The 21,065-nt window shown below is 48.7% G+C and carries 21 protein-coding genes and 1 pseudogene; 11 read left to right on the forward strand and 11 right to left on the reverse strand.

The genetic code is table 11. The annotated features are described in order from the left end of the window. Positions 1–49 precede the first annotated feature (49 nt). Complete coding sequence (locus GVJ32_RS07530) at positions 50–658, reverse strand: glutathione S-transferase family protein (RefSeq protein WP_159239448.1); 609 nt, start codon at positions 656–658, stop codon at positions 50–52. Between the two features lie 279 nt (positions 659–937). Here GVJ32_RS07530 and GVJ32_RS07535 point away from each other — a divergent pair, with 279 nt between their 5' ends. The 7 genes from GVJ32_RS07535 to GVJ32_RS07565 all read left to right on the forward strand — a co-directional run bounded on the left by GVJ32_RS07535 (position 938) and on the right by GVJ32_RS07565 (position 6,945). Continuing rightward, positions 938–1,378, forward strand: coding sequence for a Zn-ribbon domain-containing OB-fold protein (locus tag GVJ32_RS07535; protein ID WP_159239449.1), 441 nt, complete (start codon positions 938–940; stop codon positions 1,376–1,378). Beyond that, a complete protein-coding gene (locus GVJ32_RS07540; RefSeq protein WP_159239450.1) occupies positions 1,375–2,538 on the forward strand; it encodes a thiolase C-terminal domain-containing protein in 1,164 nt (387 codons plus the stop codon). Before GVJ32_RS07535 ends, GVJ32_RS07540 begins: the two co-directional genes overlap by 4 nt. Positions 2,539–2,683: 145 nt before the next feature. Then, on the forward strand, positions 2,684–3,481 hold the full coding sequence (locus GVJ32_RS07545) for an enoyl-CoA hydratase-related protein (protein WP_159239451.1): 798 nt from the start codon (positions 2,684–2,686) through the stop codon (positions 3,479–3,481). Between the two features lie 27 nt (positions 3,482–3,508). Continuing rightward, positions 3,509–4,396: a crotonase/enoyl-CoA hydratase family protein gene (locus tag GVJ32_RS07550; protein WP_159239452.1), complete on the forward strand. Its 888-nt coding sequence runs from the start codon at positions 3,509–3,511 to the stop codon at positions 4,394–4,396. Between the two features lie 101 nt (positions 4,397–4,497). Next, the gene (locus GVJ32_RS07555; RefSeq protein WP_159239453.1) at positions 4,498–5,718 is read left to right on the forward strand and encodes an NAD(P)/FAD-dependent oxidoreductase; all 1,221 of its coding nucleotides are present in this window, start codon (positions 4,498–4,500) and stop codon (positions 5,716–5,718) included. A gap of 23 nt (positions 5,719–5,741) precedes the next feature. Continuing rightward, a complete protein-coding gene (locus tag GVJ32_RS07560; protein WP_159239454.1) occupies positions 5,742–6,062 on the forward strand; it encodes a 2Fe-2S iron-sulfur cluster-binding protein in 321 nt (106 codons plus the stop codon). Positions 6,063–6,270: 208 nt separating this feature from the next. Then, positions 6,271–6,945 (forward strand): TetR family transcriptional regulator, encoded by a 675-nt coding sequence (locus GVJ32_RS07565; RefSeq protein WP_159239455.1) that lies wholly within the window; start codon positions 6,271–6,273, stop codon positions 6,943–6,945. A 3-nt stretch (positions 6,946–6,948) separates the two neighbouring features. On the opposite strand, the pseudogene GVJ32_RS18340 reads toward GVJ32_RS07565, so the two are convergent. Next, a pseudogene (locus GVJ32_RS18340) lies at positions 6,949–7,680 on the reverse strand (SDR family NAD(P)-dependent oxidoreductase). Between the two features lie 226 nt (positions 7,681–7,906). Here GVJ32_RS18340 and ppa point away from each other — a divergent pair. Beyond that, positions 7,907–8,434, forward strand: coding sequence for an inorganic diphosphatase (gene ppa, locus GVJ32_RS07575; protein ID WP_159239456.1), 528 nt, complete (start codon positions 7,907–7,909; stop codon positions 8,432–8,434). Between the two features lie 151 nt (positions 8,435–8,585). Here ppa and GVJ32_RS07580 read toward each other — a convergent pair whose 3' ends face one another. From GVJ32_RS07580 to GVJ32_RS07590, 3 genes are all read right to left on the reverse strand, one after another. Beyond that, entirely contained in the window at positions 8,586–9,062 is a 477-nt protein-coding gene (locus GVJ32_RS07580) for a hypothetical protein (RefSeq protein ID WP_159239457.1), read from the reverse strand. An 86-nt stretch (positions 9,063–9,148) separates the two neighbouring features. Continuing rightward, positions 9,149–9,940 (reverse strand): serine O-acetyltransferase, encoded by a 792-nt coding sequence (gene cysE, locus GVJ32_RS07585; protein WP_159239458.1) that lies wholly within the window; start codon positions 9,938–9,940, stop codon positions 9,149–9,151. Then, the gene (locus tag GVJ32_RS07590; protein WP_159239459.1) at positions 9,937–10,686 is read right to left on the reverse strand and encodes a M15 family metallopeptidase; all 750 of its coding nucleotides are present in this window, start codon (positions 10,684–10,686) and stop codon (positions 9,937–9,939) included. Before GVJ32_RS07590 ends, cysE begins: the two co-directional genes overlap by 4 nt. Positions 10,687–10,783: 97 nt before the next feature. Here GVJ32_RS07590 and GVJ32_RS07595 point away from each other — a divergent pair, with 97 nt between their 5' ends. Both GVJ32_RS07595 and GVJ32_RS07600 read left to right on the forward strand, forming a co-directional pair. After that, a complete protein-coding gene (locus GVJ32_RS07595; RefSeq protein ID WP_200841370.1) occupies positions 10,784–11,830 on the forward strand; it encodes a patatin-like phospholipase family protein in 1,047 nt (348 codons plus the stop codon). 5 nt (positions 11,831–11,835) lie between these two features. Next, positions 11,836–12,186, forward strand: a complete 351-nt coding sequence (locus GVJ32_RS07600) for a Rieske (2Fe-2S) protein (RefSeq protein WP_159239460.1) — start codon at positions 11,836–11,838, stop codon at positions 12,184–12,186. Position 12,187: 1 nt separating this feature from the next. On the opposite strand, the gene sfsA is transcribed toward GVJ32_RS07600, so the two are convergent. After that, entirely contained in the window at positions 12,188–12,898 is a 711-nt protein-coding gene (gene sfsA, locus GVJ32_RS07605; RefSeq protein ID WP_159239461.1) for a DNA/RNA nuclease SfsA, read from the reverse strand. A gap of 267 nt (positions 12,899–13,165) precedes the next feature. On the opposite strand from sfsA, the gene GVJ32_RS07610 reads away from it, so the two are divergent. Next, entirely contained in the window at positions 13,166–15,853 is a 2,688-nt protein-coding gene (locus GVJ32_RS07610; protein WP_159239462.1) for an AsmA family protein, read from the forward strand. Positions 15,854–15,861: 8 nt separating this feature from the next. Here GVJ32_RS07610 and GVJ32_RS07615 read toward each other — a convergent pair whose 3' ends face one another. The 5 genes from GVJ32_RS07615 to GVJ32_RS07635 form a co-directional block, all read right to left on the reverse strand. Next, the gene (locus GVJ32_RS07615) at positions 15,862–16,938 is read right to left on the reverse strand and encodes a methyltransferase (RefSeq protein ID WP_159239463.1); all 1,077 of its coding nucleotides are present in this window, start codon (positions 16,936–16,938) and stop codon (positions 15,862–15,864) included. 89 nt (positions 16,939–17,027) lie between these two features. Continuing rightward, the gene (gene rsuA / locus GVJ32_RS07620; protein ID WP_159239831.1) at positions 17,028–17,723 is read right to left on the reverse strand and encodes a 16S rRNA pseudouridine(516) synthase RsuA; all 696 of its coding nucleotides are present in this window, start codon (positions 17,721–17,723) and stop codon (positions 17,028–17,030) included. 128 nt (positions 17,724–17,851) lie between these two features. Next, the gene (locus GVJ32_RS07625) at positions 17,852–18,331 is read right to left on the reverse strand and encodes a hypothetical protein (RefSeq protein ID WP_159239464.1); all 480 of its coding nucleotides are present in this window, start codon (positions 18,329–18,331) and stop codon (positions 17,852–17,854) included. Between the two features lie 152 nt (positions 18,332–18,483). Further along, the gene (locus tag GVJ32_RS07630; RefSeq protein WP_159239465.1) at positions 18,484–20,070 is read right to left on the reverse strand and encodes a peptide chain release factor 3; all 1,587 of its coding nucleotides are present in this window, start codon (positions 20,068–20,070) and stop codon (positions 18,484–18,486) included. A gap of 196 nt (positions 20,071–20,266) precedes the next feature. Next, a complete protein-coding gene (locus tag GVJ32_RS07635; RefSeq protein ID WP_159239466.1) occupies positions 20,267–20,704 on the reverse strand; it encodes an excinuclease ATPase subunit in 438 nt (145 codons plus the stop codon). Between the last annotated feature and the right edge of the window lie 361 nt (positions 20,705–21,065).

Consider the following 21,065-nt stretch of genomic DNA (forward strand, 5'->3'; position numbering starts at 1 on the left):
ACGCTAAGCATACGGGCTCCCCAGAGCCCGTATGCTTACAATTCAACTTTTAACTTTTTGCCCTCGCCGCCTGATATGCCGAACGACTTTGCAATCGATCAAAATAAGCCGTAATGGTTGGCGTAAAATATTTTTGATAGCCAAACAAACTGCTCAATAGCAGCGCGTAACCCACCGAAATATCCGCCGCGGTAAATCGCTCACCACTCAAATATGTTTTGCCTTGCAAACCGGCATCTAACACATTCAGCCGCTCCTGCAAGAACGCAGTGAAGTCGTCGCCCACGACAGGTAAGCGTTGAGGCTTTGGTACAAACAAGGTGTAACGCAAAATCATTGCTTGAATATTGGCCAGCGACGCCTCACCAAAATGCATCCAATTTAACCAACTACCGTAATCAACTTCGTCAGGCGTGACCCGCAACTCACCACCGTCATAGCGATTAAGCAGATACTCCAGTATGGCAATGGATTCGCTCATTTTGGTATCGCCATCCACCAAATACGGCAAGGTGCCAAGCGGATTTATCGAAAGAAATTCTGGCGCCTTTACCCGCGGCGGAAACGGTAGAACGTCTAAATCGTAGGAAACCCCCAACTCTTCAAGCAACCAAACACAGCGTAAAGAGCGGGTATCGACAGCATGATATAGCTTCATTTTTTATTCCTGTAATAATAATTAGAACGCGTAATTATTTTAGTTAATAGCATGAATCAAAAATAATCTAATGACAATAGATTGTAGAGTTTGTAAGCTTAGCAGGCATAAAACTAGCGCAGCGACTAATATTTAATTAAGCCTAATTGCTAACAAAATACTTGGCCACGGAATCAATGTCGAACGCACAACCTTGAGTGTGTCGCCCGTACAAAATGCAAATCTTTGAAGTCATGTAGCAAGGAATAAATCGAACACACATAGTGTCAGGAGAATCATGTGAAAGGTGTCGGAGCAGATGAACCGTATTGGCTGGCACTCAGTGCCGGTCAACTCAAACTGCCAGAATGTAGCGCATGTGGCAAAGCGCATTGGCCCGCAGTGTGGCGCTGTGGTGAGTGCGGTAGCTGGGAACAACAATGGACGTCTTTTGAGTTAAGCGGCACTATTTTTAGCTGGGCGCGCACTTGGCATGAGTTCGGTGCATCCAAGGAGTTTGGCCTCCCCTACGTGAGCGTCGTAGTCGAGATCGATAACGCTGACGGCAGACGTTTATTGGGCACCATCGCCGGCAATGCGGAAAGCATCCGCATTGGTGATCGGGTTCACGGCGAAGTCATTAGCGTCAATATTGAAGACGAAAACATACCCGCACTGCGCTGGTATTTAGACGGCAACTCCTCTACCTCTAAAGCATCTAACTCGGGAGCAACACTATGAACCGCGCATCCCAGGGTAAAGTCTCTGTCGCCGGCATTGGGCTACGACAATACAAGCGCGGCGGTGCGCCGCTGCCAGAACAAGGCATATTAATCAGAGCAATTATCGACGCCTGCGAAGACGCCGGATTTAATCCCGCTGATATTGACGGCTTTGTATCCTACGGCGATGACAAAAATGAACCCGTGCGCCTAATGCCAGACCTAGGCACCAAAGAGTTACGCTGGAACTCGCAGGTTTGGGGCGGTGGCGGTGGCGGAATTGCAGCGGCTTTCGGTCAAGCGGCGGCGGCAATCATTAGCGGCCAAGCCAATGCCGTCATCGTGTTTAGAGCCCTAGCGCAGGGTAATAGCGGCCGCATGTCTGCCGCGGTCATGCGCCACCATCTTAATGATCACATCGTGGGTGCCGGCTTAATTGCGCCGGCCCAAATTTGCGCTCTGCGCGCCCAGCGTATGTTCGAGTATTATCAAGTACCGCACTCCGTCACCGAAGAACTGGTAAAAGCCTCTTACTACCACGGCTCAAAAAATCCGGAAGCCAGCTCATTCGGCAAAGAGCTCGATATCGAAGCCTATCGCACCGGACGCTGGGTCACAGAGCCGTTCAGATTGTTCGATTGTTCGCGTGAAAACGACGGCGCGGGGGCACTACTGCTAGTTTCTACCGAGCGGGCCCGCGACCTTAAAAAGCCACCCATTAGGCTGCTTGGGGTTGCCAACGGTGCGAGCCAAGGCTGGGGAGATCTGATCGAAAATGATACCGACTACGCATCTGCCGGTTTCAAGCCTGTCGCAGATCGCCTGTGGGAGCAAACCGGCTTACAGCCAAAAGATATTGATGTTGTCCAGTTATACGAAAACTTCAGCGCCCAGGGTATCGCCTCATTAATTGATCACGGTTTTTGCAATTATGAGAACGTCGCCGAGTTCGTGAAATTTGAAAACCTCATTGCAGACGGTGGTAAATTGCCGGTGAACACCTCCGGCGGCAACTTTGCGCAGGGCTTTATTCACGGCGTAGGCACCCCGATAGAGGCCGTTCGGGTATTGCGTGGTGAGTCAGCAAACCCCGTCACCAATGCCAAAACCTGCCTACTTGCTGGCGGGCCAGGCGCACCTACCGTTAGCTCGGCAATTTTTGGTGTAGATGATCGTTAATTCGCTTTTCTAGGTTATTGAGCATGGCACATCGCATCTAAGGCATGCAAAATACGGGCGACTTAACTCTCAGCTCCTGCGAGTAAACCACGCTGTGCACAGCGCGGCACTTCTCGACAGACGCTGCCACAAAGGATGATAAAAGATGAACTTCCAAGAAATTACCGTTGAGATTCGCGAATCCGTCGGCATTCTCACCCTCAACGTGCCAGAGACCCTCAATGCGCTGACACCGATTATGGTGGGCGAGATCACCGAGGCAATTGATTACATCGCTGACAATGCGCGCGCAATGATACTTTCCGGCGCAGGTCGCGGATTTTGCTCAGGTGCTTCGCTAAATCCTAACAATCCACTAACGCCTATGTCGGCTGATCGCAGCCAACGCGATATTGGTTTGATTCTAGAAAAATACTTGAATCCCATTATGATCAAACTCAAAAACCTACCCATCCCTTGGATTACCGCTGTTCGCGGTAGCGCGGCTGGTTTTGGCGCCTCACTTGCACTTGCTGGCGACATGATTGTCGCCAGCGAAAACGCCACGTTTATTCAGATTTTCTCAAAAATCGGCCTCGTTCCCGACGGCGGTGCCACCCACTTACTTAGCCGCACAATCGGTCGCGCCCGCACTATGGAATTAATGCTAACGGGCGACCGCCTCAGTGCCGAAAAGGCCTTGGACTGGGCATTGGTTAATCGCGTTGTTGCTGATGAGGTATTGGAAGAAGAAGCCTTTAAAATAGCGCTCGCCCTTGCCATGGGCCCAACCGTTGCACTAAGCCTAATCCGCAAAGCGGTTTGGACCGCAGTCGACTCAAATTGGGAAACCAGCTTACAAACCGAACGTGAATTGCAGAAAGTAGCGGGACAGACCGCCGATTTTGACGAGGGTGTTGCCGCCTTTGTGGAAAAGCGCGCAGCCAAATTCACCGGTCAATAAATAACCACCATATCAGGACGGTCTTTGATGAACTTCCAATATCTACTTTATAAACTTGAAGACGGCATTGCGACGATCACCATTAACCGCCCAGACAAACTCAATGCCTTCACCCCCGCGATGGCCGACGATCTGATCGCAGTACTAGATCACATCGACGAAGACGACAACGTCAAAGCCGTGGTGATTACCGGCGCTGGCCGCGCCTTCTGCGCCGGAGCTGACTTATCATCCGGCAAAGATACCTTTAATGGCGAAGGCGATGGTGAATCTGCCGTGCGCGCCGGCGACACTTTAGATTACAGCGACGAGTCCGTTCGAGATATCGGCGGCCTTGTGACGCTGCGACTTTATCGCTGTTTAAAACCGATTATTGCCGCCATAAACGGCCCTGCGGTCGGCGTTGGTATTACGATGACTCTAGCGATGGATATTCGACTCGCCAGTGAAAACGCCAAGGTCGGCTTTGTTTTTGCTCGCCGCGGCATTGCGCCAGAAGCCGCGTCCTCCTTCTTTCTACCCCGTATTGTGGGCATATCTCGCGCACTGGAATGGTGCTTTAGTGGCCGTGTTTACCCAATTTCCGAAATCAAAGACAGTGGATTGATCAGAAAAGTGTGTTCTGAGCAAGAATTACTTCCCGAAGCCTATGCAATTGCACGCGAAATCGTAGACAATACGGCTCCGGTTTCTGTGGCCCTGATCAGACAAATGTTGTGGCGAGGGCTGGACATGAACCACCCTATGGATGCCCACAAGCTAGACAGCAGGGTAATACTTAGCCGAGGTCGCAGCAGCGATGCCGCCGAAGGTGTTGTATCATTCATAGAGAAGCGTCCTCCGGAATTTAAGAATCAAGTGTCGAAAGACATGCCAGATTTTTACCCGTGGTGGGACGAACCAAAGTACTTATAACTTAGTACCTATAACTTAGTACCTATAAAACATAATCCATGAGTCTTACGGCAGCCCGCAAGACAACATGAAACTGAACAAGAGCCTCCTGGAAATTACTTATGAGTGAACACTGTATTATTATTGGAGCCAGTCACGCAGCGGCCCAGCTAGTATCCAGCCTCCGCCAAGAGGGCTGGGAAGGCAAAATTTCGCTAATCGGCGACGAGCCAAATCTGCCCTACCACCGTCCACCGCTGTCAAAGGCCTTTTTTGTCGGCGAGAAGTCAGAAGATGAACTACTGATTCGCGCAGCTGATTTCTATGAAAAGAATAAGGTTGACCTACTTTTGGGTTCGCGCGTTACAAAAATTGACCGCGACGCCAAGCAGATCACCCTAGAAGACGGCGCTGAAATTTCCTACACCAAGCTCGCCCTTACCACCGGCGCACGGGTTCGTAAAATTCCTTTCACTGGCAGTGAACTTGCCGGTGTGTTCTATATGCGCGACCTAAACGATGTGAAGCAAACCCACAAATTCACCGCCCCAGGCAAGTCGGCGGTTATTATTGGTGGCGGCTATATCGGCTTAGAAACCGCCGCCTCACTGCGTAAAATTGGCATGAAGGTCACAGTAATAGAGGCCATGTCACGGGTATTGCAGCGTGTTACTGCACCTGAAGTTTCGGCTTTTTATACCCGTGTACACACCGAAGAAGGTGTTGATATTCGCACTGAAGCGGGCGTCGATGCCATTGTTGGTGAAAAGCACGTAGAAGGCGTTCGCCTTGCCGATGGCACAACCGTTCCCGCTGACTTAGTCATTATTGGGGTCGGCGTCATCCCCAACATCGAGCTAGCAGAAGCAGCCGGCATCACCATCGACAACGGTATCGCCGTTAACGAATTTGCTACCACCAACGATCCAGACATTGTGGCAGCAGGCGACTGCACCAACCATTACAATCCCATATATGATCGCAAACTGAGATTAGAATCAGTACAAAACGCTACCGATCAGGCTAAAATAGCGGCCAAGAGCATCTGTGGTAAACCTGAAGCGTATAATGCCCTTCCATGGTTCTGGTCAGATCAATACGACCTAAAACTTCAAATTGCTGGACTCTCACAGGGTTTTGACCAAGTCATTATCCGTGGTGACAGTGAGCAAGGCCGTAGTTTTGCTGCATTTTATTTCAGTGAAGGTCGCTTTATTGCAGTAGATGCGATTAACCGGCCAAAAGAATTCATGATGAGTAAACGCGCCCTCACAAGCGGCCAAATTGCTGATCCACTGAAGCTAGCCGACGAGTCTATTGAAATCAAAGACGTATTCAACTAATTCTAAGTACGAGAAAACATACCATGCCTTTAATCATTTACAAATCTCACGATGGCAGCACGCAAGAAGTTCACGCGGAAGTTGGCACCAGTATTATGCAAGCTGCGGTTGACAACGGTATCGACGGTATTCTTGGTGAATGTGGCGGCTGCTGCAGCTGTGCCACTTGCCATTGCTATATTGATCCTGCTTGGGTTGCTAAAGCCGGTGAGCCAGACAGCACAGAAACAGACATGCTCGACTGCGTACTAGAGCCGCAAGAGACTAGCCGCCTAAGCTGCCAAGTAATTATTACTGACGAAATGGACGGCATTATTATTGCCATGCCTGAATCTCAGTACTAATTACCAGCACTTGAATAGGGCTTTCAATAGCCCTATTCAATCCCTCCATCCAATACTACAAACACCCCCTCCCCGCTCAATCTTTCACCATCCTCAGATGCATCCTCCCAACAAAAACTAAGCGATCAATTAAATATATGCTAGGATTCGCATAAGTCACTATAATATTCGACCATCATCGCCATTTATATTGGAAAAACAGGCCGACATGACCGCTGCTGATAACAAGCCCAAACACAAACCTACTACGAAGAAAAAAAATAATTCCAAAGATCAGCTTCTCATCGCCGCCAGCACAATACTGACTGAGCGCAACGCGATCGACATCTCACTCAGTGATATTGCAGAAGCGTCAGGCCTCAATTCAGCCTTAATCAAATACCATTTCGGCAATAAAGAAGGTCTACTACTCGCACTGGTTGCGCGAGATGCGGCGTCAACACTTGGTCTGCTCGATCAGCTACTGGCGATGCATGTATCGCCCGCACAAAAAGTGCGCCTACATGTTGCCGGCGTGGTTAAAACCTATGCCAAATACCCCTATCTGAACCGCCTCATTCACACCCTGATGGACAGTAAAGACCCCATTGTTGCCGAAGAAATGGTGAACTTTTTTGTAAAGCCGCTGCTTGAATCTCAAACCAAAATTCTCGAAGAAGGCCTACAAGCGGGCATTTTCCACAAGATTGATCCAATGATGTTTTATTATTCGGTCATCGGCGCCTGTGACTATATTTTTTACGCCCGCCACTCCCGCAAAATCGTTACCGGGAACACCGAACTCACGCCAGAGTTACGCGATAAATATATTAATTTTGTCGCCGACACCATTCTCAAAACCCTTTGCATTGAAAAAGAGACCGAGAAGTTAGCAACGCCGTAGCACCTAGCGCAACATCAAACCACCATCAACCACAATGCTTTGGCCAGTAATATAGGCAACCTCAGGAGATGCTAAAAACATCACCGTCTTAGCGACTTCGTCTGGAGCCCCCCACCGCCCAGCAGGTATAGAGCGTAAAACCTCGGCCTGCGTTGCTTTATCGCTCTTTGCCCAGTCGATAATTTTAGTATCGATAAAGCCAGGCGCCACTAAATTTACCCGCACTCCGCGGCGCACCCACTTATCGGCAATCGCCCGCGTAAAACCCAATAAACCAGACTAGCTCGCTGTATAAGCTGGGTAATCTCGCAGAGCGATAAAACTCGCACTTGAACCTACATTTATAATGGCGCCCTGACTGTCACAAAGCCGCTGATAAAACCGATAACATAGGTCGACTACACTGTTTAAATTCACCTCGATGGTCGCCAGATAAGTCCGGTAATCGTACTCGCCCACCTCTGCGCGGCCTGCATTATTTACCAATATATCTAGCACTGAAAAAGAATCAGCAAGTCGCCCACGGCCAACCTCATCAGCCAAATCTAATTGATAATAGATAAACTCAGATAAATCGGCCTCATAGTCTGCAGCACTAGCCCGCGTGCCAGTAATGTGAACCTCAGCACCCGCCTCAGCAAAACCTCGTGCGATGGCGTAGCCAATTCCTTGACTACCACCAGTGACCAGCACCACTTTCTGGCTAAAATCAAACGTGATCACAACACACCTCACTTAGGGGAAACAGGTCGAACACGGAGCGCTATTGTAGTTTGTTTAACCGTTCGATTAAACAAACTTTGCAGCTAGGTCATGTCATCACACGGCGTCTTTAATTGGAACCGCTCCACTTTATCCACGCAAGATTGACTATCGCCAGCCTTTGGTAATCCACCTCTACACAGTTTATAATCTGCGCAGATTTATCAACCTCAAACGCAATCTGAAATGGAAGCCCACAATGAGCTACAACCAAATTCCAGCCGGTAAAGACCTACCAAACGACATTTATGTTGCCATCGAAATTCCCGCTAACAGCAGCCCAATCAAGTACGAAATTGAAAAAGAATTCGACGCGTTGATGGTAGACCGCTTCATGGCAACGCCCATGTTCTACCCAGCCAACTATGGCTACATTCCAAACACCCTGTCTGAAGACGGCGATGCACTGGATGTACTTGTTGTAACGCCATACCCAGTAGTACCAGGCTCAGTGATCCGCGCACGCCCAATCGGCATTCTGAACATGAGCGATGAAGCAGGTAAAGACGCTAAATTGCTAGCAGTTCCACACGACAAATTGAGCGTTTTATACAAAGACGTTAAAGAGCCGTCTGACCTGCCGCCATTGCTGATTCAGCAAATTGAGCATTTCTTTGAGAATTACAAAGATCTAGAAAAAGGCAAATGGGTTAAAATTGATGGCTGGGCTGGCAGCGAAGAAGCCAAAGCAGAAATCATAAAGGCAGCTGCAGCTTACAAAGGCTAAGCCGTCACGACGGAGTCACATTAGCGACTCCGTCCCCTCCCCTTAGCAATACCGCCTCATTATTTTCCAGACATAAAAAAGCGGAGCCTATTCAGACCCCGTCATTTGTTCTCAACAGCTGTAGTTCGTGCAATTAATCCAGCCACAACACCTATGAAACGTTTGGCATTGCCTTTAATAAGCGCTGGTATAATTTAGTATTTTTGCGAATCGACTTATGCTTTGCATACGCATCCACTGCACGATTCCATGCATCATCGCTACCATGGGCATTCAGAGAGAAACTAGTGCACACGGTTTTATTTTCAACCTTTGAAGCCACACCAACTTGAAAAATTGGCGTTAGATTTCCGCTTTTTTCGGTCTTCAATAAATAACTGATTCCACGCACCGTGCCGTCGCTTTTAAAACACCGATCCTCTTTGGTTTCATCTAAATAACGTTGCTGCTCAGCTTCTAACACCGCATCGCGGGCCAGCGCTTCTTTCTCAATGTCATTCTTCTGTTTACCGTCAAGGCGCGTGCCTCCGGTCTTCAGCGAGAAATACTCCTGATACAACTTGCCCGCCACGGTACGGCGCACTCTGTAGCCATAGAATGCTTTGTTATCCAGTAGTTTAACGCTCACACTAACCTCGCTTTTGCTGTTCTGCCACTATAGCTCACAATATAACATATGTAACACAATAAATCTGACGCAACGACCTAGCTGCGCTAACTTTCGTCACTGATGTATTGATCCATATTCAACGCCGGAAGTTCCGCAGATAAGGCACCGACTTGCTTCGCCGGAACACCCGCCACTGTAGAATGCGCAGCAACATCACTTAACACCACGCTACCAGCAGCAATTTTCGCCCCATCACCAACTGTGATGGGGCCAAGAATTTTCGCACCCGCGCTGATCAATACACCGTCGCAAATACGCGGATGACGCGCGCCCAATCCACTTCCACAACCACCCAAGGTCACCGAGTGCAACATAGATACATTATTGCCAACCACCGCCGTTTCGCCAATAACTAAGCCGGTAGCGTGATCTACCATAACACCACTGCCAATAACCGCGGCGGGATGAATATCTACATCGAACACACTGGCAATGCGATTCTGCAAAAACAAGGCCAGTGATTCACGGCCTTGTAGCCACAGCCAATGGGCGATTCTATATGCTTGAATTGCCTGAAAACCCTTAAAGTACAAAAACGGCATACCATAGTGGTCACAGGCGGGATCACGCTCAAAATGGGCGCAAATATCCCGTGCTGCCGAATTCACTATGCTTTCATCGCTGGCAAACGCTTCATTAAACACATCTCTGATCAACATTGCCGGTACTGAATCACAATCTAGCTTAGCGGCGATGTGAAAACTTAAAGCATCAGCAAAACTCGTGTGATTTAAAATACTAGCGTGATAAAAACTTGCCAACACCGGCTCATTGCGGCCGTACTCGCGGGCTTCGGTGGTCATTGCTGACCAAAGTTCGCTTACAGATAAACTCATAACGGCTCCCGACCGTTTAGGGCTTGCGCATGAACCGGCGGATAGCAACTAGTCGGCACTGCGATATAGCGCTGATAAATATTAGGCAATTCTTTTAAAACGATATCCCTTAACCGTAGATCCGACTGCTGCTGTAACGCCTCATAAAGTAACTCGGCCTGCATCACAACATCGCATTCAGCCGCCAAGGGTGCGTAACTTAAATGCCAGCGTTCCGGTGCGATGCCGCCGCGATCAACATTATAAGGCCTAAAAAACCCTTCGCCGCGCCCCGCTGCAAACTCACCATCAAGCCATTTATGCATGGGACCAAATACCCCCGCATCAGTCACCTCCTCAGGGGTCAACTGCACATGATAATCTGCTGACACCGCGGCGGCGTCATAAACATCAACATCGCTCCCCCAGTGATGACGAGAGGCGCCGGGTAACGCCGACCAACGTAATATTGCAGTTATTAATTCGGGCTCAGATAAACTAGCCCAATCTAATAACTGCCCCGCATCATCTAAAAGCTGGCGCTGCCCCGCTGCCTTGGCATTCCAAATCGCTAGCTGGCGGTCAAAACTGCGAAAACCACTCACCACCCTAAGATCAAATCCCGCGTTGGCCGCAGATGTCTTAAGCGCAGTTAAAGGGGCGACAATCTCCTGATGAACTGGCACGCCGTCCAACAAGCTCATCACCGACTCATCACGGCCCAGCAGTAAATCTCTGCTGATATTGTAGCGATTAGGATTTAACATTTTTTAGGTACAAATTATTCCTGCGGTTGAGTTGTCACCAGTCGTGGCATCATACTACCGACAATTGATCTATGTTGAAATTCCGGAGTGATGCAAGGTGGAAGACGCTACACTAGGTAACAAGAAAATCGCCTTGGCGCTAGGCAGTGGCTCAGCGCGAGGCATGGCTCATATTGGTGTTATTCAGCGTCTTGGCGAATTAGGTATTCAACCGGACATAATCTGCGGCACCTCTATTGGCTCAGTTATCGCTGGCTGCTATCTCACCGGTAAATTGGAACACTTCACCGATTGGATACAATCACTCAGTACCACCCAGGTACTGCACTATATGAGCGTTAGCCTTACGGCAACGGGAGGCGTTGCCCATGCGACACGCCTGATCGAGTTTTTTATAAATGAGTACGGCAACCCCAATATCGAAGATTTAAATATGCCCTTTGCCGCCGTCGCCACCGACCTAATGCGTGGTCGCGAAGTATGGCTGCAACGCGGCCCACTATGGGACGCAGTTCGCGCATCGATGGGAATTCCCGGCATTCTTACGCCAGTTGCCTTCGGTAACTCTTGGTTGGTAGATGGTGGCCTGGTGAACCCTGTCCCAGTTTCCGTATGCCGCGCCCTTGGTGCCGACATCATTATCGGCGTTGATCTCAATAGCGACTTAGTGGGGCGCCAAAAAGTGCTAACGGATGCTAAGGCACCTGCAAATGAAGAGACCATCGAAGAAGAGGAGTCTGAAGATGAGGAGTTACTACCGGAAGAAGCCGAAGACGACCCCTTTTTAGGCGCTGCCTTTAGCCGCTTCGCAAACTCCATCAAAGAGGCGACTAGTAACTTCCGCAATAACAACGCCGAGAAAAAGCCCGAACCGCCAAGCACCATGAGCGTGATGATGAGTGCCATCAATATTATGCAGGATCGCATTACTCGCAGCCGACTCGCGGGCGAACCCGCAGACATTATGCTGTGGCCCCGCCTTGGTCATATTGGTCTATTGGAATTCAGCAGCGCCGCCGAGGCGATTGTCGAGGGTCGCGATGCCGTTGATCGTATGCTTCCCGCAATTCGCCACGCGTTCATGAGCGAAGGTGATGACCGCATACTAGAACCAACAACACCACAACCACCGTTAAATACATAGATTTTATGCACACACTTTGCCCCATCGACGACATCCCCGAGCCCGGCTCTAAGGGCTTTAAATTTCCGGACAAATCACTCTTTGCCGTGCGTGCGCGAGGAAAAGTTTTTGTTTACCAAAACAGCTGCCCTCATCTTGGGATTGAACTGAACTGGCAGGAAGATCAATTCCTCGATTACGACGACGCCCTCATTCAGTGCGCAACCCACGGTGCACTATTCATTATTGAATCTGGACAATGTATTGCCGGTCCCTGCCACGGTAAAGCCCTAGAAAAAATCGCCTGCAAAATAGAAAACGGTTATATTGTGCTCACCGAGGAATACCAGCCGAACGTAATCGCCAAGGAAAGCTAACTCATAACATCACTGAAACCTGATCAGCTAACACCAGTTCCTTATCGCTAATCTGCGCCTTGTATGCAAGTACTTCCAAGCCTTCATTTACCGCATTTTTTAAGGCCAGCGCGTATCGTGGGTCGATCTCGAATGCCGGTCGAACACAGTTAATGTCCTCGTGAAGCACCGCAAACAATAAAACCACCCTCGCCCCCTCTCGCTTCAATTGCATTAATTCATCTATGTGCTTTAGCGCCCGTACGCTGACAGCGTCAGGAAAAGCGCCGATACCATCTCCGCAATGCAGAGTCACAGACTTAACTTCTACATAACAATCGCGCGTATCGTCGAGGCTATCTGCCAAAAAGAAATCTATCCGACTGCCCGAAGGTAACTTCTTCTCAGAATGGACCTTCGCATAGTTTGCCAAGGGCGCTATTCGCGACGATGCCAAAGCCTCATTCACTAAGCTATTCGCGCGGGCCGAATGAATACAAATCATCCCACCGAGTTCACTTTCCACCAGCTCCCATGTATAGGTATATTTACGCTTCTCATTGTGGCTATTCAGCAGCCACACTCGGCTATTTGCTACGGCGCAACCGGTCATGGCGCCAGTGTTAGGGCAATGCACCGTAATTTCCTCGCCGCTATCCAACACTACATCGGCCAAAAAGCGCTTATAGCGTTTTAACAATCTTCCGCGCTGTAAATTTTCAGGCCACTTCACGCAGTACTCCAGCAAACATCATCATTGTTTTCCTCTATAAAATCCGCCACATTCCCGCGGTATCATACCCTATACCATCACCCTCAAATGCCCTTCTACCGCGCTACAAGCGGTACCATCTCTAGCTTAGCAATGTTAATCTAAGACCATTCGTCATCTGCACGACAACATCTGCAATCCGCCGTTTGCCGTAATACTAAAATTAAAGCGGTATTCGCGTAACATCCTAGCGCCGTAGTAATACGGAGCCGGAAAAGAGTATTCATTGTGATCAAAAAATTTCTACTAGGCCTAAGCCTAATTATCGGCATTATTGTACTAGTGGTCGGCATTGCCCTTATGCAGCCGCATTTGCTACGCGGATTGATAGACAGTGGCGCCCAACGCTTTGCCGGTTTAGATATAGAAATCTCAGACATCCAATCGCACCTTAATCCACTGCGTTTTGAAATAAGCGGTCTGCGGCTTAACAATCCTGAGTGGCCACAGCCAGAACTCCTCGCCCTAGGCGATATCACCATCGCCTTAACGGAAAGCCCCTTCAGCCATCAAGCATTCTGGGAATTACGTGCTAAAAAATTAGTAATTAATGTTGCGCAGAATGACGCCGGCGAACTGAACTGGATTAGCAGCAAACTAAAATCTAACGAAGAAATGCCGACACCAGAAGAGATAGACAAGGGGCCACTGCTCCCCGGCGACTTTAACTTCAACCGCATCGCTATTAGTGAAGTTACCTTGAACTGGCGCGATAAAAAAGATAACGAGAGCCAAATTTATCTGCCGGAGTTAAGGGCAGAGCGAATCGAAGCCGGCAATGGCGACATTTTTATTGGCCTCGACTATCTTGAGCAGCATATCGAGTTACACAGCGCGATCACGCTATTTGACCCGCAGCAAGGCATACTCGGTTACGACCTATCACTTCACCACAAAGACGTAGATATCAAAAGTAAAGGCAAGCTGTATCTTAGCCCTAACTTAGCCGGCAGTACGCTATCCTTAAACCTCGATCTACGCAGAGCCGACGCCCTTGGCAAACTTGCGAATACCGATCTTCCAAAACTGCCAATCACAAAGCTTTCTACAAATATTGCTATCACCCCGAATTACGAACTAAGCGACATCGTTCTTGAACTCAACGACAGCAAAATTAAAGGCGACATTAATATCGACGCCGAGACCTCCGCGGTTAAGGCAAGCCTACGCTCAGCCAATTTAGATATCGACAGTCTATTACCTGTAGCAAGCGATTCCGAAGCAAACGATACAAGCAAGACAACAAACGCGAGTAACACTGCAATAGTGAGCAAAGACGAAGCCCCCATAGACTGGGCTTGGCTACATGACACCAACGTACAAATCAATCTCGACATTAAAAAACTTAGCGTTATGGGCTGGGAGCTAAATGGCCTGAAGTCGGATATCACCGTTAAAAAACCAATCAAACTCACATTAAGCGCCACCCAAATTATTGAGCTGGCAAGCAAACGTGAAATTACGGATTTCTCCACAGATATTAACCTAGAGCCCCTCGCTGAAAACACCAGTGGCAGCGACGCCAAGGTTTCAATCACAGCCAAGCAGCAAGGCATTAGCGCCGAAGCTTCTGGCACGGTTAATTTAAACGGGATCGCAGGTACAGAATTTGACCTTAAAGCCGATGCAGAAAAGAGTCAGGCCGTCTGGAAACTAGCGCTGCTTCCCTGGCAAGAGGCCGGCCCTCTCGCAATTAACGTGGCGATAAAAACCACAGCAGACAGCTACGCCGTAAAGGGTAGTAGCCGTCTCGGAGAACAAAGTACGGACTTAGATCTTAATTTCACTCCCGCTAATACCCCAGACGACATATCGAATTTGAAGGGCACACTATCGCTGCGTAAAATTGATTTAGCCTTCCTCAACCCGCCTGCCGATGCATCGCAAACGGAAGAAAAACCTAAGCCCGCCAAATCCTCCAAGAAAAAGCTCATCAGTGACGAGCCCATCGCCTTTGACTCACTAAAGTCCGTTAACGCTGAATTACAAATTCAGCTTGAAGACATCGACACCGGCTACAACCGCATTAACAAAGCGAAATTCAAACCAACCGTAAAAAATGGCTTGCTTAAACTCAAAGACACAACCGTCAATTTTGACGGCGGTGAAGCCAAAATCGCCCTCACATTAGATACCGCCAAAGCCATCCCTGAGCTGGATATAAAATTCAGCGTCGATGCTGACGACTACGGCAAGCTCGGCCTAGACAAGGCGGCGGGGATCAACCAAGGCACAGGGCGTATTCGTTTTGACGCCGACAGTAAAGGCCTAAGCCCCCATCAATTTGCCGCCAATATGAATGCAACATTAGATATAAAAATTACTGATTTAGTCGCACAGGGCAACGCGCTAAATCTCATTGGCTCTGACGTGCTCAGTGAAACCATCGATAAACTCAATCCTTTTTCCGAAAAAAAATCCCGTACCGATATTGAATGTGTTGCGGTGCATTTTAAGGGAAGTGAGGGCAAATTTATCAGTAAAGATGGTATCGCGCTCGAAACCGAACAAACCAAAATTATCGGCACAGGTAATATCGATATCGGTAACGAAGAATTTCTACTCGGCGTATCACCCATTGCCCGGACCGGTGTAGGAATTAATGTTGGTGCAGCGGCTGGCCTAGTCAGGCTTGGAGGAACCTTCAGCAAACCCAAGATAGTCGCTGATCCAGCGGGAATGTTTACCTCAGGACTGTCTACCGGCGCCGCTATTTACACGGGTGGCTTATCGCTCTTAGCACAGGGCTTACTCAAACGCGCCATTTATGCCGGCAGTGCCTGCGACGGCGATATTGATGATATTCCGACGGTAGAGGAACTACCTGATGAAATCCTCAACCCCGTCGCGCCAGATGATCAAGTACCTCAGCAAAATACGCCCGCGCAGACCACACAAATACCTACAAGTAGCTAAGGCTAGGATTATTTCTGTAAACATACGATCTTAAATCCGTCCTGCTCACACAGCAGTTCACAGGCCTGAAACAGGCCTTGGGCTTTACGCTCAAGGGGAATAAATTGATTCACCACAAACAGCGCCCGTCCCTTTTTAGCTAGTAGGCGGTGGGCTGCTGCCAGAAATCGATCGGTCAGCGATCCCGCCACCGCAAAGCCTTGATGGAATGGTGGGTTGCATAAAACCGCATCAACAGGGCCTTGCATACCAGCAGCGCAATCTGTCAATACTAACTCTGCATTTAAGCCGTGTACGTCGCAGTTCTTGCGCGCTGCCAATATCGCACTGGCATTATTGTCGGTTAGCAACCACTCCGCATCAGCTAGCTGCTGTGCCGCCATCACCGAGATATATCCATAACCACAACCTAAGTCCGCAACGCGGCTTGGCTGAGTTTCAAACATGTTTAAAAAGATGGGCAGATGTTCAATAAGTAGTGCACTTCCGCGATCTTGTTTTTGCCAGCCAAACACGCCCGGTTTGCTAAATAATTGCGGAGCTTGGGCAATCTCTCGAATCAGCGTGTATTGGCTATCGTCCAGCAAGCTACTGGGTTCCTGCTGTTTAATAATTGTTGCGAGGTAGGCGCCACCGTCCTGCTTTTTAATATCGGCGTTAGTGCCTAGCAGCGCGGCGGCCTTCTTTGCGTAATTATGTAGGCCATCATTTTTATGGCCAGTGAGTAGCAAACTGCCCCCTATTGGCAGGGCTTGCAGAGCCTGATTAATGAGGTAATGCACAATGGCTTTTTCTTTAGAGACGCGGTAACACACCGTGCTTGGCTGCACGGCGTTGACGGGAATGTCAAAATCCCCCAGCTCTACACTAAAGCCGCCGTCGCGTAGCTGATCCGCAATGTCACAGCGATTCGTGAAACTTTGCCAATCTGGTTGTGCATGGGGGAGCGGCATATCCGCTATATGTTCGTCGGCGAACCACCACACCGGCGACACCAACGATGAAAACTGCCGATACAGTGCAGTTAAGGCGGTATCTGTCGCAGCTCCCTCTCCCGCACTGGCACCAACTCGTGATTTAGGCATAGTTCTTTTATTCCTACTTGGCAATGTTCAACAAAGCACCCATTGCATACTTCGACTCTTGGATTATCAAACCCGTGATAGTTTTTGAGTTAATGACCGACACTTGCAATTTCGTCGGCGCTTAAGGCGCGATACTCCCCCTCAGCCAAGCTACTATCTAGGCTGATCTCGCCAATCACTTCGCGGTGCAAGCGGGTCACTGCATTACCCTCAGCACCAAACATGCGTTTCACTTGGTGGTAGCGCCCCTCACAGATTTTCAGCCTTGCACGACAATCATCGATAATGCTGAGCTCAGCGGGCAGGGTTCGCGCCTTATCATCTTTTAAAAACACTCCCCGAGCAAAATGCTCAATACAACGCTCAGCAATCGGCTCTGCCGTTTCTACATAATAGGTTTTCCAACATTTGCGCTGAGGTGAGGTAATAGCATGTGACCAATTACCGTCGTCAGTCAGCAACACGAGCCCTGTGGTATCAATATCTAGCCGCCCTGCCACGTGCAAACGCTCTGGATTATCTTCATCCATTAGATCAAGCACCGTCGAATGCCGACGATCGCGTGCCGCACAAACATAGCCCTGCGGCTTATTTAGCATTAAATAACGCGGCCCTATAGTCCGCAAGGTCGCCCCCATAAGGGTAACGTCTGCCGTGGCGGGAATTAGCTGCGAGGGGTCTGTTACCGCACGACCATCAACGGCAATATCGCCTGATTTGATCAGTTTTTTTGCGTCGCTGCGGGAATAGTCGGTCACGCTGGCCAAATAGCGATCCAGACGGATGGGCTTACTGGGGGTATTCACAAATCCAAGCACTCTTAAACAATGCCGGTATTGTCGGGTAAGTGCTTCAAGCAGGCAATAAAAAAGGGCCGATAAGGCCCTTTCCGTTAGCGTTGCAAACCTCAGTTTTACTGAGCTTCTGCACCCGCTTCAACATTTGCATTAACCTTGATATTAGTCAGGCTACGCAATGCCGATTTTTTCTCTTCGATTTTAGCTTTTGTTTCAGCCTTAGCAGCTGCACGCTCTTCAGCACGAGCTTCTGCGTCAGCTTTCGCTTTTGCATCACGCTCAGCTTTAGCGGCTTTACGCTCAGCCTTTTCCGCTTCTGCTTTTGCCTTCATCTCTTCGCGCTTAGCTTTTGCTTCTGCTTTTTTCTCATCCATATCGGCTTTCATGGACTCGCGTTTCGCTTCAGCATTTGCTTTGGCACCCGCGGCTTTCTCGTCGATGTTGGTGTCAACACTCACATTAGCTTCAGCTTTTGCTTCTGACTTAGAGTCATCACCACCCAAGCCTAAACGGCTTAAAAAACTGCCCTCAGCAGCCATGACACTGCCACTTAAACCAACTAAAGTAGCTGCAATTACGATGTCTTTAATTTTCATGATGTTTTATTCCCCGTTTGAATTGTCGTGCCTGTTATGTGCTACCCATTGTAGGGAAGCATTCTTCTGTGACAAGTACTCAATCACGTAATTTTCACCGCAACTTTTTTAACTAATCACGGTCATGTTCAGCTTGGAGTCAGCTTTACCGCTTAATGCTCGCGGGTCGCCCTGAAGCGTACGTCAGGATGACGTTCCTCCGTTAGCGACAAGTTAACGCGGGTCGGAGCCAGGTAAGTTAAATGCCCGCCGCCGTCCACCGCCAAGTTCTCAGCGCATTTGCGTTTGAATTCTTCAAACTTCTTAGGATCATCACAGTCTACCCAGCGCGCGGTATATACATTAACAGGCTCGTACAGGGCTTCTACCTTGTATTCGTCTTTTAAACGATAAGCGACCACGTCAAACTGCAGGGTTCCTACCGCACCAACAACAAGGTCACTATTGCGCTGTGGCATAAATACTTGCGTAGAGCCTTCTTCAGAAAGCTGTTGTAAGCCCTTCTGCAATTGCTTTGATTTTAAAGGATCACGCAAGCGAATCCGGCGAAACAGCTCCGGTGCAAAATGCGGAATACCAGTAAATTTTAGGTCTTCACCTTCAGTAAAGGTATCCCCGATCTGGATAGTACCGTGATTATGCAAACCAATAATATCGCCCGACACCGCCTCGTCCAGTAGCTCTCTATCACCGGCAAGAAAACTCACAGCATCAGCAATTTTAATGTCTTTGCCAATCCGCACATGGCGCATTTTCATACCCTTGCGATAGGTACCCGAGCACACCCGCATAAAGGCAATACGGTCGCGGTGCTTAGGGTCCATATTGGCTTGAATTTTAAAAATGAATCCCGCAAACGCGTCTTCCTTCGCATCTACTTCGCGCTGAGCCGTCGCCCTATTCAACGGCGCCGGCGCCCACTCGACAAAACCATCCAACATTTCGCGAACACCAAAATTTGACAGCGCAGTACCAAAATACACCGGCGTCATTTTGCCGCTCAAATACTCGTCACAATTGAATTCATGGCTGGCACCACGCACTAACTCAATCTCGTCTAAATAATTTTCGTACTCGTCATCCAATAAGGCCTTAGCCTCATCGCTTTCTAAACCTTGAATCTGAATATCTTCGGCAATCACCGAGCCCTTACCCGGCTGAAATACGTGAATGACATCAGTGTATAAATTATAAACACCCTTAAAATCTCGGCCCATGCCAATAGGCCAGTTGATTGGCGCGGCAGCAATACCTAAGACGCTCTCTACCTCATCAAGTAGCTCAATAGGGTCGCGAATATCTCTATCCATCTTGTTAATAAAGCTAAGAATCGGAGTATCCCGCAGGCGACACACATTCATTAACTTGATAGTCCGATCTTCGACACCCTTGGCTCCGTCGATAATCATCAGTGCCGAGTCCACCGCCGTCAGCGTGCGGTAAGTGTCCTCAGAGAAATCCTCGTGTCCCGGGGTATCCAACAAGTTCACGATCCGGTTTTTATAGGGAAACTGCATTACCGAGGAAGTAACAGATATACCGCGTTCCTTTTCTAGGCTCATCCAGTCCGAGGTTGCCGCGCGATCGTTTTTCTTACCTTTAACCGTACCCGCCACCTGTATCAACTGCCCCAGCAGAATCAATTTTTCAGTAATCGTGGTTTTACCGGCATCGGGGTGAGAGATAATCGCGAACGTTCTACGCTTGGCGATTTCCTGCTTTAAAGGCGAATTCGACATCTGTGAGGGTCTTCTGGCTTAAATAATGGACGCGACACAAACACTGCCGCGGCGGAGGCAGGATTCTACGTTATTTACGTTGTTTTTTCACTGTGGTCAGAAACGACCAGAATCGAGGCTTTCTATGGAAATAATATACTATGCCGACGACAAGCCGCCAGCATAGTAAGCAAAATTTGCCGCCCATCGGCACAAATTAAGGCAAACGAACAATCTCACCCTTTAGCGCAACACCAGATATGAATGTACCAGTATGACATTCGTATTCAGTTTCGCTGGAAAACTCATTGCGCTTATAAAAACTCTCAACATTCACAACTGCGTTGCCGCCTGCAGCGATAGCGCTATTTTGAAGTGCTAGCAAAGCAGACAATAAAACCCACTCACAGGCTTGACGGTCTGATTTGTTAAACGCATTAGTTTTCTTGTTTGTAATCCTTTCACCCATTGTAGCGGCAGGGGTCGGATAGGATTGCTTGCCAAAGTAAAATTTAAAATCAGGATTCAATCGTGATTTAAAATCAACTGACTGCATGGCCTCTGATATCGACAACTTGTGCTGCCTGTCTGCGGCATAAGCTGTATTCATAGCAACGGTGAAGATCACCAGCACTGAAAGAATTATCCGTTTCATATAGTAAATTCCTAAACAATGAAAAAATATCAATTAGAAGACGCTGAAAAGCCTAGATATATTAGTCATGTACTCTCAGGAAGTCTAACTATGGCAATGCCAATTGATTCTTTGAGACCTCAACATAACTACTGCCCTCGCCAATACAGCATTAAAAATCAGCTTAAAATGCGCATTTACTCAAGTTAACCCGGCAATTACTCTGCATTCCCCTAATACACGCCATCCTTGGCGCTATCGGCTTTTGCGTTGATTTTAGCCTCGTCTTAGCCGCCCTCGTTACGTTATGCTGAAGTCTCTTTAGTGCTGCCGCTTGTTATAGGGTTGGTATCTGGTAGAATTGGGAACTAAATCACAAATT

The organism is Zhongshania aliphaticivorans (assembly GCF_902705855.1).
Classification (GTDB): domain Bacteria; phylum Pseudomonadota; class Gammaproteobacteria; order Pseudomonadales; family Spongiibacteraceae; genus Spongiibacter; species Spongiibacter aliphaticivorans_B.

Excerpts from the sequence above, each read along its gene's own strand:
- GVJ32_RS07625 (WP_159239464.1), bottom strand. The coding sequence starts at position 18,331 with ATGAAAATTAAAGACATCGTAATTGCAGCTACTTTAGTTGGTTTAAGT.
- GVJ32_RS07600 (WP_159239460.1), top strand. The coding sequence starts at position 11,836 with ATGCACACACTTTGCCCCATCGACGACATCCCCGAGCCCGGCTCTAAG.
- cysE (WP_159239458.1), bottom strand. The coding sequence starts at position 9,940 with ATGAGTTTATCTGTAAGCGAACTTTGGTCAGCAATGACCACCGAAGCC.
- GVJ32_RS07530 (WP_159239448.1), bottom strand. The coding sequence starts at position 658 with ATGAAGCTATATCATGCTGTCGATACCCGCTCTTTACGCTGTGTTTGG.
- GVJ32_RS07590 (WP_159239459.1), bottom strand. The coding sequence starts at position 10,686 with ATGTTAAATCCTAATCGCTACAATATCAGCAGAGATTTACTGCTGGGC.
- GVJ32_RS07560 (WP_159239454.1), top strand. The coding sequence starts at position 5,742 with ATGCCTTTAATCATTTACAAATCTCACGATGGCAGCACGCAAGAAGTT.
- GVJ32_RS07555 (WP_159239453.1), top strand. The coding sequence starts at position 4,498 with ATGAGTGAACACTGTATTATTATTGGAGCCAGTCACGCAGCGGCCCAG.
- GVJ32_RS07565 (WP_159239455.1), top strand. The coding sequence starts at position 6,271 with ATGACCGCTGCTGATAACAAGCCCAAACACAAACCTACTACGAAGAAA.
- GVJ32_RS07550 (WP_159239452.1), top strand. The coding sequence starts at position 3,509 with ATGAACTTCCAATATCTACTTTATAAACTTGAAGACGGCATTGCGACG.
- GVJ32_RS07545 (WP_159239451.1), top strand. The coding sequence starts at position 2,684 with ATGAACTTCCAAGAAATTACCGTTGAGATTCGCGAATCCGTCGGCATT.
- GVJ32_RS07630 (WP_159239465.1), bottom strand. The coding sequence starts at position 20,070 with ATGTCGAATTCGCCTTTAAAGCAGGAAATCGCCAAGCGTAGAACGTTC.
- GVJ32_RS07615 (WP_159239463.1), bottom strand. The coding sequence starts at position 16,938 with ATGCCTAAATCACGAGTTGGTGCCAGTGCGGGAGAGGGAGCTGCGACA.
- GVJ32_RS07635 (WP_159239466.1), bottom strand. The coding sequence starts at position 20,704 with ATGAAACGGATAATTCTTTCAGTGCTGGTGATCTTCACCGTTGCTATG.
- ppa (WP_159239456.1), top strand. The coding sequence starts at position 7,907 with ATGAGCTACAACCAAATTCCAGCCGGTAAAGACCTACCAAACGACATT.
- GVJ32_RS07540 (WP_159239450.1), top strand. The coding sequence starts at position 1,375 with ATGAACCGCGCATCCCAGGGTAAAGTCTCTGTCGCCGGCATTGGGCTA.